Source organism: Acinetobacter lwoffii, from assembly GCF_049367455.1.
Lineage (GTDB): Bacteria > Pseudomonadota > Gammaproteobacteria > Pseudomonadales > Moraxellaceae > Acinetobacter > Acinetobacter lwoffii_W.
The window spans coordinates 699,010-713,641 of record NZ_JBMPXW010000001.1; the positions used below are offsets into that span (position 1 = coordinate 699,010).

The 14,632-nt window shown below is 42.4% G+C and carries 13 protein-coding genes, 1 other RNA gene and 2 pseudogenes; 4 read left to right on the forward strand and 12 right to left on the reverse strand.

Annotation, left to right across the window (positions count from 1 at the left end; genetic code table 11):
- Positions 1-67: 67 nt before the first annotated feature.
- The 8 genes and pseudogenes from ACO1B7_RS03430 to ACO1B7_RS03465 form a co-directional block, all read right to left on the reverse strand.
- Positions 68-577 (reverse strand): annotated as a pseudogene (locus ACO1B7_RS03430) (HNH endonuclease); the annotation flags it as partial.
- On the reverse strand, positions 570-1,154 hold the full coding sequence (locus tag ACO1B7_RS03435) for a class I SAM-dependent methyltransferase (RefSeq protein ID WP_131382614.1): 585 nt from the start codon (positions 1,152-1,154) through the stop codon (positions 570-572). The gene ACO1B7_RS03435 and the pseudogene ACO1B7_RS03430, both read right to left, overlap by 8 nt.
- 72 nt (positions 1,155-1,226) lie before the next feature.
- Positions 1,227-1,457 (reverse strand): helix-turn-helix transcriptional regulator, encoded by a 231-nt coding sequence (locus ACO1B7_RS03440; RefSeq protein ID WP_005027433.1) that lies wholly within the window; start codon positions 1,455-1,457, stop codon positions 1,227-1,229.
- A 177-nt stretch (positions 1,458-1,634) separates the two neighbouring features.
- Positions 1,635-2,421 (reverse strand): annotated as a pseudogene (locus ACO1B7_RS03445) (recombination directionality factor); the annotation flags it as partial.
- A 197-nt stretch (positions 2,422-2,618) separates the two neighbouring features.
- Positions 2,619-3,677: a YqaJ viral recombinase family nuclease gene (locus tag ACO1B7_RS03450; protein WP_423089817.1), complete on the reverse strand. Its 1,059-nt coding sequence runs from the start codon at positions 3,675-3,677 to the stop codon at positions 2,619-2,621.
- 174 nt (positions 3,678-3,851) lie between these two features.
- The gene (locus ACO1B7_RS03455; RefSeq protein ID WP_423089818.1) at positions 3,852-4,883 is read right to left on the reverse strand and encodes a DUF932 domain-containing protein; all 1,032 of its coding nucleotides are present in this window, start codon (positions 4,881-4,883) and stop codon (positions 3,852-3,854) included.
- A 20-nt stretch (positions 4,884-4,903) separates the two neighbouring features.
- Entirely contained in the window at positions 4,904-5,182 is a 279-nt protein-coding gene (locus ACO1B7_RS03460) for a hypothetical protein (protein WP_423089819.1), read from the reverse strand.
- 103 nt (positions 5,183-5,285) lie between these two features.
- The gene (locus tag ACO1B7_RS03465; RefSeq protein WP_423089820.1) at positions 5,286-6,194 is read right to left on the reverse strand and encodes a YagK/YfjJ domain-containing protein; all 909 of its coding nucleotides are present in this window, start codon (positions 6,192-6,194) and stop codon (positions 5,286-5,288) included.
- A gap of 367 nt (positions 6,195-6,561) precedes the next feature.
- Here ACO1B7_RS03465 and ACO1B7_RS03470 point away from each other — a divergent pair, with 367 nt between their 5' ends.
- Positions 6,562-7,575: a hypothetical protein gene (locus ACO1B7_RS03470; RefSeq protein ID WP_423089821.1), complete on the forward strand. Its 1,014-nt coding sequence runs from the start codon at positions 6,562-6,564 to the stop codon at positions 7,573-7,575.
- A 15-nt stretch (positions 7,576-7,590) separates the two neighbouring features.
- Here ACO1B7_RS03470 and ACO1B7_RS03475 read toward each other — a convergent pair whose 3' ends face one another.
- Together ACO1B7_RS03475 and ssrA are read right to left on the reverse strand one after the other, a co-directional pair.
- On the reverse strand, positions 7,591-8,733 hold the full coding sequence (locus ACO1B7_RS03475; RefSeq protein ID WP_005027452.1) for a tyrosine-type recombinase/integrase: 1,143 nt from the start codon (positions 8,731-8,733) through the stop codon (positions 7,591-7,593).
- Between the two features lie 182 nt (positions 8,734-8,915).
- Positions 8,916-9,274, reverse strand: a transfer-messenger RNA (tmRNA) gene (gene ssrA / locus ACO1B7_RS03480).
- 130 nt (positions 9,275-9,404) lie between these two features.
- Between ssrA and glpK the strand changes: the two genes are divergently transcribed.
- A complete protein-coding gene (gene glpK / locus ACO1B7_RS03485; RefSeq protein WP_004279291.1) occupies positions 9,405-10,889 on the forward strand; it encodes a glycerol kinase GlpK in 1,485 nt (494 codons plus the stop codon).
- Between the two features lie 80 nt (positions 10,890-10,969).
- Here the strand turns inward: glpK and ACO1B7_RS03490 are convergent, their stop codons facing one another.
- Entirely contained in the window at positions 10,970-11,467 is a 498-nt protein-coding gene (locus ACO1B7_RS03490; protein WP_004279290.1) for a thioesterase family protein, read from the reverse strand.
- 104 nt (positions 11,468-11,571) lie between these two features.
- Between ACO1B7_RS03490 and hemB the strand changes: the two genes are divergently transcribed.
- Both hemB and thiO read left to right on the forward strand, forming a co-directional pair.
- On the forward strand, positions 11,572-12,585 hold the full coding sequence (gene hemB, locus ACO1B7_RS03495; RefSeq protein WP_004279288.1) for a porphobilinogen synthase: 1,014 nt from the start codon (positions 11,572-11,574) through the stop codon (positions 12,583-12,585).
- Between the two features lie 15 nt (positions 12,586-12,600).
- Positions 12,601-13,725 (forward strand): glycine oxidase ThiO, encoded by a 1,125-nt coding sequence (gene thiO / locus ACO1B7_RS03500; protein ID WP_004279287.1) that lies wholly within the window; start codon positions 12,601-12,603, stop codon positions 13,723-13,725.
- On the opposite strand, the gene ACO1B7_RS03505 is transcribed toward thiO, so the two are convergent.
- Positions 13,714-14,619 carry a TIGR01777 family oxidoreductase gene (locus ACO1B7_RS03505; RefSeq protein ID WP_004279286.1) on the reverse strand — a complete coding sequence of 302 codons (906 nt, stop codon included), beginning with the start codon at positions 14,617-14,619 and terminating at the stop codon, positions 13,714-13,716. The two genes, thiO and ACO1B7_RS03505, sit on opposite strands and share 12 nt — an antisense overlap.
- Positions 14,620-14,632 lie beyond the last annotated feature (13 nt).

The following is a 14,632-nucleotide window of genomic DNA, read 5'->3' on the forward strand; positions in this document are numbered from 1 at the left end:
ACTTCAATATGCACATCAAAATATTCGGCACAGTGTAAGCTATATTTATTGGCTTTGACCTGTTGAATAAACAAAACATGGCTTGGGGTAGTAAAGTCAGCTGTTGCTTAGATTGCTCAAATTGATATAAAAACTCAAAATTTTGACCATTGATATTTTGCAGATAACGTACCGGCATCTCTTTTACGGTACGAGCCACATCTTTAACCAACTTGGACCAAACAACGGAATTTCGTCTCAATAATCCAAGAGATGAATAAATCTGTCTTAGCTCAATAATTTGATTGACGATTGCTGCTTGCTTACCATTATTTTGATTTAAGATCAGTTGCCCTTCGTCATTGAAAGTATATGGCACAGCCTGTTTCCAATACAGTTCGATAAACTTCTCAGCAATGTCACTGTACTCAAGCACCAATTGCTCGCCACTATCCTCACCTTTTTCAATCGCCAATCGACTAAGGCTTATCAGCAAGGCAAACTTATAGGTACTGCTAAAGCTACCTGACTGCAAAATCAGTTGGATATTTTTAAGGAATTTAAGTTGCTCTTGAGCTGTCGGAATGCAATTAATCATTTTTCTTCCAAAGCAAGTTTAACCACTCTTCCTCTCGATCAGGTCTCTTATCAACCGTAATCCATTGTTGAACCAAGCTGACCTGATCAAATTGAGCTAATAGTTCCTGTGCTTGCTGTTCATTCAAATCGGTAAATTCTCGACCATCTTTCTCTCGGTCTGAATCCCCATATTTAAATGACATATAGATTACGCCATGAGGCTTTAACGCCCGAAGCGTTTTTTGAAGAACTTCAGCTAATCGATTGCGCTCACAATGAAGCAGAGATGCACATGCCCAAATAGCGTCATAAACAGCCACTTCACTTAAGTCATAAAAGCTTTGGTACTTCACTTGAATACCAGTAAGTTCCGTCGCCTTTTTAACAAGTTCTTCTGAGTAGTCGATTGCATCAACGTGATAGCCTTTATTCTTAAAAGCTAAAGTATCGCGCCCTGTCCCGCAACCTACATCTAAGATTTTCGCTGATTCAGGTAAAAATACTAAAAAAGGCTGGTATAGGCTTTCCATATCAACTTCAAACGTTGAAGCTGTAAATTCTTCTGCATGCTTATTGTAATATTCTATTGTTTTCATTACGGACACTTAGGCTAAAAGACACTTTCAGTCTACAAGAAAACAAAAAAATAAGGGAGCTAAGAGCGTCCCTTACTCTCGATTCGCCAACTTACTTTCAATCCATTGATGGATCTCATAAGCTGACCAGCCGATACGATTTTGAGTAATTTTAACTTTCTTTGGGAATGAAGGATCGTAATAAGGTGAGTTTTCATCCATCATCTCATAGATAGTAGAACGCCCCACTCCAACAAATTCCATGACTTGCTTGATACTGATCAGTTGATTCATTTGAAAAGTTTGACCTACAAATGCATTCATGATGTTTACTCCTATCTCATGATTTCGAGCAACTCGCTCATGAGATACGGCAATCTCGTAAGGTTTTACCTTGTCTGATTTAATTCAAAGCCTTCACAGATCCTTTCAATCCCTGTTGAATATCCAATGCAGTCTGAGTCTCTTCGATCTGCTGACCTTCAACAGGCTGATAAAACTGCTCAACCATATCCAAACCTTCCTCTATATCCATTTCAAACCGTGCATTGGCAAAACCCTTCCTTGCGGTAAAGTCCACAGCCTCCTGATAAAATCCCGCCTGTTTACTCTGTTCATCAATTTGCTTCGCTTGCATAATGGCTTCATTCAAGCTAATCCCATCTCTTAAAGTTAGATCCACGTAATAGACTGGCTGACGGTAACTCTGTGTCGTACTCTTGCCCCGCAATATCAGTTGCAATGGGAGGCATGACAACAGGCCATTTGATGCCGCATGGTAATAACTCAACCGTGCAGCCAAAGTCCGGATACTGTTAAAGCCCGTGGTTCTAAAGATGAATGTGCCAAACTCATCCGATTCATCTAAGTTCACATGCAAACGCCCATAGGGCTTGCAGTTCCCTCCTTGAGCCAATGGACACAAATCAGGGGATGGACAGGGAAGTTGCTCCACGCCTTGATTGGTTAAACGCTGGCAGGTTTCTCCATTACCGACACAGATAGGTCTTCCAGTCTGTCGGTCAAACAGGCTGTATTCTGCACGCAGGTTTAAATCAGGATCATTAAAGATCATTCTGACCGGGATTGAGCGCAACTTTTGATTGGGAGTATTGGCTCGAAGCTGATCATCTAATGGATGTTTAACCCAGCCTTCTTTGCTTTGAATCTGGGAAGTAATGGTGAACTGGTCATCCTTTTCAGGCAATCGCTTGCCATTCTTTTCGATCATACGACCGATACTGATACGCCCCAGAATTGGTGGAGTAATTGCTAAACCTTTAATCATGTTGATATTCCTTAATGTATTACCTTACAAATTTGGGTCTATGTATGTAGGTCGGAACAAGGACCAAATAAGTTACCCAAAGAATGTAGAGCCAGATAAAGTGCTACAGAAATCGCGACCGATTTGCTCTCTACCGAAGGGTAGAGAGCGGGGAGCGATTTTTGTGAATTTTTGATTTGGTGCTGTGTAAATAGGACTTAGTCGGTATAGATGTTGAATCGACGACTGCCCTGCTTTTGAAGTGGATAAAGGTCGATCAGTTCAGGCTGGTGCTGAAGCAATGCCTTAGTATTGAGGCTGATGGAATCCTTGGCTTTCTTCCAGACTACTGAGCCATGAGCAAAGACAGCCCTTTCCTTGTCTTGCATCATCATCTGAATTTCATGTTTAAGCTGGTCAAAGCGTTCCTGCTTGTGCTGAATCTCTTCTTTCATTTTGATGAACTGATCAAACATAAAATTGGCATTTTCATTTTGCGAAAGATCCTCTACGGTTAAAGGTACATGCGCTGGATAAAGTTGTTGAATCGCTTTAGCTGCGGATTCACTGGCATCGACTGATGGTGGTGTATCCTTTTCCACGCATTCCCAGAAATATCGTTCTGCTTGAACAATATGTTCAATCACCGATTCTGATCGTGTCACTTTGAAGATCTTGGTTTCATGCCCACAGATCAAGACACAAACATGCGCTGCCTGTTTACCAGTTACGGCCAGTTGATGTTGCACCTGACATAGCACATATAAAGGCACACCATCACGCCACAATTTTGCTCCATGCTCACCTGCTGTTTTACATTCTAGGATCTGAACGTCATCACTGCCGACCACGCTGTAATCCAGATTGGCTAACATAAAGTATTTATCGGGATCAGGATGCTGAAGTACTGCATTGATCCGTCGCACCTTGTTATGGGTGTGCATGCTATAGAACTCTGCCACCAAAGGTTCCAGCTGCTTACCCCAATACAGCGGTGCTACACCTGAGCTTTCATCTTCTATGGATTGAGCCTGTCGTCCAGTTTTGATTAGCCAGAGTTCCAGCATCGACATATAGGGATTGAGACCACAGGCAGTCGCGGCATCACTGCTACCGATACCTTGTTTACGAACTTTGAGCCAGTCCTGATATTCCATCCCTTTGGTGTTGACCAGTCGTTTGGCTGCTGTTGAGCGTTTGGTAGTAATGGTTGGATTGACTACGATCTTAGATCCTACAGTCGTAGGCTGATGGGAAATAGGTACAATTTGATTCATGGAATGATCCTTATTAATTCTGATCTCTGTAAAAGAAATGCATAAAAAAGCCATACCCGACACGAGGTCGGGTATGGCGATATGCATGCTTATTAATTGAAAGGGGTTACATGAGTGCTCTGATGAGCATTTGTTTGGGGTGAATTAATTTCGGCATAAGTGAGTTAGTTAATTTCAGGCGATCAAAGCAAGCGCTTGCTCCAATCCTCGTTGTTTCACACTAGCACCTGCACCAAACCATGCTGAGTCCAAACGATGATCGGTACTCATGGCACGTCGTTCATGATCCACAAATTCTGTGATGGAACACAGTAAGCCATAAGCAGTGCCTTTGGCGGATGACAGGTCAGCACCACGTCCTTGCCCATTAAACATCTCTAAAGCTTTATTCATGGCACGACCATTCGGTTCAGGCTTTTTCTCCTGAGCTTGCTGCGCGACATTACGATAGAACTGAATGATGTTTTCTTCAGGATCAGAAATTGACATGGTGCTGTTATTGAACACGGCATCAAAGTAAGCCTTGGCTTCCTGTTGACTCACCTTACGCTGTGTGAGCTGTTTCATCTCATACATGTGCTCATCCCATGCACGCACTGAAATACCTAATTGCTGCTTCACTTTCTCTGCATCAAACTTGGTACTATGTGGAACCTTCACTACACCAGCACTACTGCTCTGCCCACGTAGGGCAATGGCTAAGGTGTTGTTACAGACCACCCGGATACTTGTGAATTGTGCTGTCGTTGCCAACGTGCCGTCACACGCAGTAGCCAGCAGAATATAACCATTACTAACATCCTTAGACTTTAAAGCGGTACTTTGTCCGGTACGTGCCAAAGCCCAGAACTTCTTCCCACCTTTCAAAACCCCTGCAGTTTCTAGCTCAAATCCTGATTGTTCAGTCAAATCACGATAAAACTCTAAGATCTGTTTCGGTTGCACTTCTTGATAGCGTTGACTGACTACAGATAAAGGCGCATGTGTATCTGAACGATACAACACTCGCTGTTCTTCATATGGCATGATAATGCTCTGACCACGTTCATTCTGTGCCATATAGCTGACGTTCGAGGATTCTATCCGCCAGTCCATCCCAGCTTGCTGTGCCCAAACTTCGAGTGGTTGGTTCGGACTGAGTTGATTACCCAGACCATGCCAAGGGGTTTCGCCAACGTAGGCGATTTGTTCGATTTGATGTGCCATCGTTTTTATCTCCTAGGTTGTTAGCGGAAGTTCTGCTGACATTGATTACAGTGATAGTAGGTCATAGTGATTGGCTTTTTCGGCTCATCAAACATGCTGCTAAATAGACCACCAATGACCGCACCTGCAAGCCCGCCAAGCAGTGGTGATACAGGCAAAGGTAAACCCTTTGAAATGGATGCACCGATGGTTGCGAACGAAGCTGATGCTGCTAGACCTGTAGAATCAGAACCACTCACCTGCTGATTAACAACCTGAATGATCTGATCCGATAAGCAATAAGGACAATTTAAACTCATAATATATACCTCTAGAAATGACAAAGGCTCGCCGATTGGCAAGCCTTGCAAAGTTAAAAAACTCGTTTTCATCTAGATAATGTATATCTGAGATTATTTTCATTTAGCGTCGATCATACGGCACTCTTAACTGACCTTTACCAAATACTCTTCGTCCTTTTGGCTTTACACGTAAGTATTGAAGAGTACGTTTGTGATGATCAGTAAGGTATTCCATTGCCTCAATGAAATTTGTCACTTGGGTTGAATCACGACGATAGATCACACCGATCCCCAGCTTATTCTCTCTTCTAAGTTTCGCTACACGTTCACGGTTCCAGCAATTATATCCTTGACCATAACCTCTAGTAATATCCTTCCATAGCGCGATTATTTCATCCCCCCAATATGCTGCGCTTCCATCACGATAGGCATTATCATAAATGATTGCTAAGTGACAGTGAAAACCTTTACTTTTACCGCCTTGCTCCACTCCCCATATATATCCAATCACATGTTTAAATATGCCATCTTTATTTTGGATACGATTAAGCAGTATATCCAAATCATTATAAATATCTTCAACTCTGATGCGACTAGAATGTTCTTGTAAATAACCCAAGTCCATCCGAGCAACTAATATTCGGCTATATTTACCAATTATTGACTCACAATATTCCTGCACTTCAATTTTATTTTCATCTTTCTGTTTTTCGATCATCTTATAATCTTTTTCAAAATCCTCAGATAAATCTAAAAACCACGCTCTCATCTCTCTATACCCAATTATCTTTAACTCATCCATAAGTTCAAAATAACCAGAGTCTATTCTCTGTAAGTCATATCTCAGAATTACAAAGAATTTAAGATAACCTGTGTATTCATCATCGGGATCATAAATATCATTAAAGCCTAATAACAGATTTGTAAGTTGTGAATAGAATCCATCCCATTTTTTACGTTCTCTTTTTAAACGTTTTAAAAAGCTCTCAATCTCAAGTGTAAGTCTTTCCTGATTAATTGAAACTCTCATGTTTAAACCTATGTGTGTGACAGTTACATAAGAGATAGGGAATTCAGTATATATATACGTTTACTTTACAATAAAGTGTTACCTAATAAACGATTAGATTAATAACCAAAGCGTTAGGGAGTCCAAATTCCTCCTGTAGTACAGTACCTATTCTCCACATGAAAAACTTTTCCTCCCTGCTCTACGCTTAAATTCATGTAGGATCGAGTCTCAAAAAAGCTAGAGTTAAGCTAAAACCTAATTAATAGCTAATAAAAATGTCCATAAGCTAATATTTTTAAGCATTCAAGGTGACTTCAGTATTGAAAAATACTAGAGAAAATATTAGTATAAATACTACAAGAAATACTACAGGTAATTAATAAAAATGGGCTTAACTTCAGTAAATCACAATATCCGTAAAGGGCTTTTGATTGACAAACTTTTAAGAGGTTTTAAAGAGCATGAGTATGTATGGATAGCTTGGAAAGTGGCTAGCACTAATAATTACACCCCTCGTGATTTTTTCAATTTTTATAATGAAAAATATTCTTATGAATATTTATTTGATTATATAAAAACAACTTTATCTAAACTTGAAGAAGAAGAAATAAATATCTTTATTAAGAATTGTCATAAAGAACAGAAAGAATATATTTTAAATATAGATATTAATCTACACCTAAAGGATGACAGATTATGTTGGTTCTTAATTAATAGATTCACCCAAGACTACGATATACCTATTTTTATTAGAGAAAGTACATTTAAAAAATTAAAAAACTCAGAAACATCAAGTCAAATTAATAATAATATAATACACAAATCCGCCCACAACCCTAAAATACTTAGACAAAACAACAATCATAAAGTTCATAAAAACATTAATAATCCTAGAATTTTTATTTTAGCTTTGATTTATTTAAAACCCGAAATAACACACAATATCATTCAAAAAAATCTAGACTTGGAAGAATATATTTCTGATTTTGATAAAATAATAAAAGAAAAAATAAATCTAAACAAATACATTAAGAATAAAGATTTTATAGAGTGGAGCAAAAGCTATATTGATAAAAATTTTGAATACAATGTTTTCCCTCAATTTCTTTTTGAAAAAGAAAAGTTACATGAGAATTATATCTATGCTTATTTTGACGATCTTTATATTCATAATAGAGAAAAGTATATTAATGATTTAAATAAACTTAAAAAAGCATGGCAGCAAAATGTTTTTAGATTAAAAAATAAGGATAATCTCAAAAAGAAATTTCACTTACCCTTAAGAAAAAATACAAAAGTTCGATTGAAAGAATTAGCAGAGCTTTACAATATTTCTGAATCAGAACTTCTAGAAAAATTGATTAATAAGGAATATGAAGAATATAAAGACTATAAGTAACTAGAAAGGAAAGGCTCAATACTGAGCCATCCATCCTTCTACCTGCTCCCCATACCACTGCATCAATCTCACCCGCTCATCCCAATATTGCGCTCGGTTATATGCCGAACGAATTCTATTTTGAGGCACATGAGCAAGCTGGCGTTCAATGGCATCTGGATTAAACAGATTCGATTCGTTTACGACTGTACTAAATAGCGATCTAAAACCATGTGTGGTCATCCGACCTGCATAGCCCGAACGCTTGATCACAGCCAAAATAGACTCGCTACGCATAGGTTCTTTGTTATTTAAACGATGGGGAAATAGCAGTTCCTGATTATGGGTAAGTCTCAAAGCCTGAAGCTCGGCAATCATCATGTCCGTCAACGGCACACGATGTGAAAGTCGGTTCTTCATCCGCTCTTCAGGGATATCCCACTTACGCCCCTCCAGATCAAATTCTTCCCAGCGTGCTTGTAGTAACTCACTGACCCGAACGCCTGTCAGCATAATCAGGACAATGGCATGATGTGTTTGAGCATCGGCAGGATAAGCCTTAATACGTCTAAGAAATTCAGGCATCTCAGAGGCAGAAAGCGAAGCCAGGTTTTTGACCCTTTTATTCTTGAGGGCGTAGACTAAATCACCTGCCGGATTGTCATAGCGATAGCCATGCGCAATGGCGTACTTCATGACCATGCCGCAACGAGATAAGGTCCGTTTTGCAATTTCAAGCGAGCCTCTAGCTTCAATCTTCTTAATGATCTGCAGAATCTCAGGTGCCTGAATCTGATTAATACGCTTATTAGCAAGAGCAATATAAAGCTCATCCAATGAAGCTCGAACATTACTGATGTGTTTGGATGACCAGGTTTCTTTTTGATTATTAAACCAATCTTCTGCAACTTCTTCGAAATAGGGCTTTAAGTCTTCATGCAATACTGAACGTGAGTATCGATGCTTAAGCTCATATGCAAGCTCCCTTGCCTTTTTTAAGCTTAAATCTGGATATGGGCCAAGCGATTCAGACTTACGTTCACCATGGACAGTGACGCGTACATTCCAATATTTTTGACCTTTGGTGGTAATGATGAGGGATAAACCATGTAAATCCGAAAGACGATACTGTTTATCTTTCGGCTGTGCTTTTCTGCATTCAGTATCTGTAAGTGGCATGTCGATTACCCATAATTGATGTATTAATTTCTGGGTAAATTTTCCCAATATTTACCCGCAAAGAGCAAATATGGGGTCAAATAGGATCAGACAATATCGGACAAACAGGCATAAAAAAAAGCCTTTAAACATTGAGTTTAAAGGCTTTTTTAGATTCCGATGGATTACTTCGGAAAGAATTTTGGTGGAGGTGGCGGGAGTTGAACCCGCGTCCGCCAGCACTACACTCGAGAATACTACATGCTTAGATATCGTCTATTGTTTTAACTCTTTGTGACCCGACGAACAGGGTACAAATCGCGATCCTCTTAATTTAGTACAAAGCCCCGAGGCTTGGCTTTATACGGACTTGTGTGCGTGCGCTTCAGTCGGACTCTCTAACCACAAGTATTCGGAGAGGCGGACAAGCTGCCCTTAGGCAGCTAGAGCGTATGATTCGTCGTTTGCGACTAAAAAATGCAAATTTGATTTACGAGAGAAAATGCGCTCTCGGCATGCATCTATGAGTTTCATCACCAGCGTCGAAGCCAGAAACACCCCCAAAGTACAAGGCAATCATAGCATAAATGTCAAAAATTACGATGTATTTTCTGAACATTTACACAACTTGATGCGCTTAATTACATTATTGCGCTAATATTTTACTTTTCAAGCCAAATAACAGAAAAATTATGAGCTATTTACTGGCACTAGATCAGGGAACTACGTCAAGTCGGGCCATTATTTTTAATGAACATGGACAAGTTCAGGCAACGGCTCAACGTGAAGCGCATATCCACACCCCACATTCGGGCTGGGTGGAACAGGATGCTCAAGAAATCTGGAGCTCACAGATTGCCGTGGTACAACAAGCTTTGGCGACTGCAGGTATTCTGGCAAAAGATATTAAAGCCCTTGGCCTGACTAACCAGCGCGAAACGACCGTAGTCTGGGATCGTCGAAACGGCAAACCGCTCGCTCCGGCAATCGTCTGGCAGGACCGTCGTACATCTGACTGGTGTAACCGGCTGATTGAACAAGGCCTGATGTCCAAAATTCAGCAAAAAACCGGCCTACGGATTGATCCTTATTTTAGTGCGGGAAAACTGGTCTGGTTTTTAGAGCATGTCGAGGGGGTACGGGCACTTGCTGAACAGGGCCATGTGGCATTTGGCACTATCGATAGCTGGCTGATCTGGAATCTGACCCAAGGTGCAGAGCACGTCATTGAAGCCAGTAACGCTTCTCGTACCATGTTAATGAATCTGCAGCAACAATCGTGGGATGAAGAGCTACTCGAGCTGTTTAATATCCCGGTTTCGGTCTTACCGAAAATTATCTCTTCTGACTGTTATGTCGCTGACACGGCTTCTGGCTTACTGGGGGCCAATATTCCCATTACCGGAATTTTGGGGGATCAGCAGTCTGCACTCTTTGGCCAGTCCTGTTTTGAGGTGGGCAGTGCTAAAAACACCTATGGTACTGGCTGCTTTATGCTGTTCAATACCGGACATAACATTCAGCTTAGCCAGAACAAGCTGCTTTCTACTCTCGCCTGGCAAGCCCAGGGCCAAACTACCTATGCGCTCGAAGGCAGCGTATTTATGGCTGGTGCTGTAGTGCAATGGTTACGCGATGGCCTCGGAATTATTCAAAAAAGCAGTGATGTGGAAAAACTGGCGCATCAGGTCGAGCATAGTGACGGCGTGGTTCTGGTTCCCGCATTTACCGGACTGGGCGCGCCGCATTGGGATAGTGAAGCACGTGCCTTACTCTGTGGCATGTCACGCGGTACGACCAAAGCGCATATCGCTCGTGCCGCATTAGAATCAATCGCCTTTCAGGTATCGGATGTGCTCAGTGCGATGCAATCTGATATTGCACATCCCCTTAAAGAACTGCGGGTTGATGGTGGTGCCAGCAGCAATGACATGCTGATGCAATTTCAGGCCGATATTCTGAATGTACCGGTACTGCGTCCGAAAATGCTGGAAGCTACTGCTTGGGGCGCGGCCGCTATGGCCGGATTAAAAGCTGGCGTATTTTCAAACCTGGATGAAATTTCCCAGTCCTGGCAGCTGGACCGTGCTTTTGAACCCAAAATGCAAAATGACGAAAAAGAAATGCATTTAGCCAAATGGCAAAATGCCTTGAAACGGGCTAAATCTGATCTCTAAATCCTCTAGGTTCATATTTGATCATTATAAAAAAAGCACTGTTAAACAGTGCTTTTTAACTTTCTCAATTCACGATTTCATTAATAGGCATAAGACGCAATCGCTGTTGCAATCGCTTTATCTTCATCATTGACCATGGTCATGCGCATGGTGCAGCCCTTACGCCCCAAACGTAAGGTTTCTGCACGTGCAATAAAATATTTGCCACGTCCAGGCGCCAGATAATCCACCCGCATATCGACCGTCGCCAGACGCGATACCTTTTTAATAGTCTCGGCAATGGTTTCCGGTTCGGCTTTTTTATACAGTTCGCCCATAGCCACAATACCACCGACACTATCCAGTACAGTTGCAGCCAGACCGCCATGCAGAATCTGGAAAGCCACATTACCAATCATGAAATCCTGCATTTCAACATAGGCCTCAATCTGGCCCTCGACCACCCGCATGGTCATGCCGTTATAGTTAAAAAAAGGAGAGCTATTAAAAGCATGTACCAGCTGGTTCAGGACTACATCAATATCCACTTTCGAGCCCGGATGTATATTACCTGTCCAGTTTCTCTCTGTCTTACTCATCACTCTGCCCGAATCCACCACAATAAAAACCGCTAATTTATGCCCAAAAATTTGAGTTAGGGCTACAATAGAGGCCTAGTTTAATACTGATTACTGAGATTTTTATGACTTATACGTTCAATCGTCCCGCATTTCCTGCAACTCGCATGCGTCGTATTCGTAAAAATGAACATTTACGTTCGATGGTTCGTGAAACCCATCTCGCGGCAGATCATCTCATTTATCCAGTATTTGTCCTGCCAGGACAAAACCAGACCCAAGATATTCCAAGTATGCCGAATATCCAGCGCCTGTCAGCGGACTTGTTGTTAAAAAAATCAGAACGTCTGCTGGAACTCGGTGTCAATAAACTGGCGCTATTCCCCGTCACCCCACAAGAAGATAAAAGCCTGACTGCAGAAGCTGCGTGGCGTGAAGATGGTCTGGTACAAAACACCTTGCGTTTATTGAAAAAAGAACTGCCAGAAATGGTGCTGATTACTGACGGCGCATTAGACCCGTATACCACACATGGTCAGGATGGCATTATTGATGAGAACGGTTATGTCTTAAATGATGAAACGGTCGAGTGCCTGATTAAACAGGGCTTGAGCCATGCCGAAGCCGGTGCAGATGTGTTTGCTCCAAGTGACATGATGGATGGCCGGATCGGTGCGATTCGTCAGGCCTTTGAAAAAAATGGTCATATCTATACCTCCATCATGGCCTATTCAGCCAAATATGCATCAAGTTTCTATGGTCCGTTCCGTGATGCAGTCGGTTCTGCCAGCAATTTAAAAGGCGGCAATAAATACAATTACCAGATGGATGTCGGTAACCGTGCTGAAGCCCTGCATGAAATTGCGCTGGATATTCAGGAAGGTGCAGACATGGTGATTGTTAAACCGGGCATGCCTTATCTGGATATCGTCCGCGAAGTCAAAGACACTTTTGGCGTACCAACCTTTGTCTATCAGGTCAGTGGCGAATACGCGATGCTGGCTGCGGCAATTCAAAATGGCTGGTTATCTGATAGCGTCATTTTAGAATCATTGATGAGCTGTCGTCGTGCCGGTGCAGATGGTATCTGGACCTATTTTGCTGAAGAAGCTGCGCTTAAACTGAAAGACATGAAGTAAAAGGATTTCGGCGCAATGCATATTGCCATTGTCGGCGCTGGCATCACCGGTTTGATGTCGGCGCTGGAACTGCTTGAACAGGGATGTTCTGTTACCCTTTTTGATCAACAGGCCGCCGGACAGGCTGCATCCTGGGCTGGAGGAGGAATCCTTTCCCCGATGTATCCGTGGCGTTATCCCGCTGCTGTAAATGCTCTGGCTCGACATGCCAAACCCATGTATCAGAACTGGAATCAAAAACTGCAACCTTTCACTGGCATCGATTTCCAGATTCATGAAACAGGTATGCTGATTTTTGATGAATCCGATTTTGAAATCGGTTTAAGTTATGCCAAAACACATCAGGATCCGCAGCAACAGGCAGAATTGCTTGATCAGGCTAAACTGCAACAGATCAATCCAAGAATTAATCAGAGCAAATTCAAGCAGGCGATTTATTTCCCTGAACTGGCGAATATCCGTAATCCACGGTTATTACAGTCGATCATTCACTATTTGAAGCAGCATCCTCGTGTCACCTGGCAAGAAGACTGTAAAATCACTCGGCTCAATATTCAGCAAGGCTGTGTAAAAAGTATCTCAGATGAACATAGCCAGGTTTTTCAGGCAGATCAATATGTGTTCACAACCGGAGCATGGTCGCAACACTGGTCACAGCAACTTGGTTTGGAAATTCCGGTACAGCCGGTTCAGGGCCAGATGCTGCTGTTTAAAACGCCAGAAAACTGGCTGCCGACCATGTGCATGCATAAGGTGATGTACCTGATTCCACGTCAGGATGGACATGTTTTATGTGGTTCCAGTATGCGTCAGGTCGGTTTTGACACCTCGCCTTCTAGCGAAATCCGGCAGGATATTTTACAGGCGTGTATCGAGATGGTACCGGAACTGGCAGATTTTCCGCTGGTCAAGCAATGGGCCGGATTAAGACCCAGCTCACCCGATGGTATTCCCTATATTGGCAAAATTCCCAAGCTACACAATGCCTGGGCCAATTTTGGACATTTCCGGAATGGTTTATGCATGGGGCCGGCATCAGGCAAACTACTCGCTCAACTCATCCTTAAACAAATGCCAATCGTTGATCCAGCTCCTTATGATCCTGTCCGTTTATTAGAGCCCAGTCGCTTAGTGCTTTAGGATATTATCCAGCGCCTCTTTCAGGGTTGGATAATGAAACTGGAATCCGGCCTCCTGCAAGGCTTTGGGCTGTACATACTGACCATTCAATACCAGTTGTGACTGTTCTCCCAGCATCATTTTCAGGCTGCATGCCGGCAGTGGGAATAAGGGTTTGCGCTTCAGAATCTGGGCCGCGGTTCGTGCAAACTGGGCCTGACTGCTTTTTTCTGGCGCGACCACATTAAAGATCTGCTCGGTCGTATCATCGAGCATCAAGAATTCAATCGCACGCAGTACATCCTCTAGATATACCCAGGTCACTGGCTGACGTCCATGACCAATCCGCCCGAACAGATTCAGCTTAATCGGCAATAGCATCTGCGGAAGAATCCCACCACCTTTGCCAAACACCACCGCAAAGCGAACAATCTTGGTGTTCTGGTTAGCATAGGACAAGGCCAGCTGCTCCCACTTCGCACAGAGTTCGGACATAAAAATATCTTGTGGCGGACTTTGCTCCGTGCAGACCTGTTCCCAGCGCTCATTGGGGTCAATGCCATAATAGCCAACGGCCGATGTTGAAATAATCCGTTTCGGTCTAAGCTGATTTTTTTCTAAATAATCAAATAAATGTCTGGTGGTATCTAAACGGCTATTCAGCAATTTCTTTTTACGCGCTGCCGTCCAGCGGCCTTGGCCAATACTTTCGCCAGCCAGATTGACCACATAATCAATCTGATGCTGTTTTAATTCATCCAGCTGGTTAATCCAATGAAAGTCCGGATGTGGTTCACGTTTATTTTTCTGACGGGTCAGACCAATCACCCGATAATCCCGTTCCAGTAAAAAATGCACGAGATGACTGCCAATAAAACCACTCGCTCCCGTCAACAGCACTACAGGTTTATACATTCGTCATTCTTCA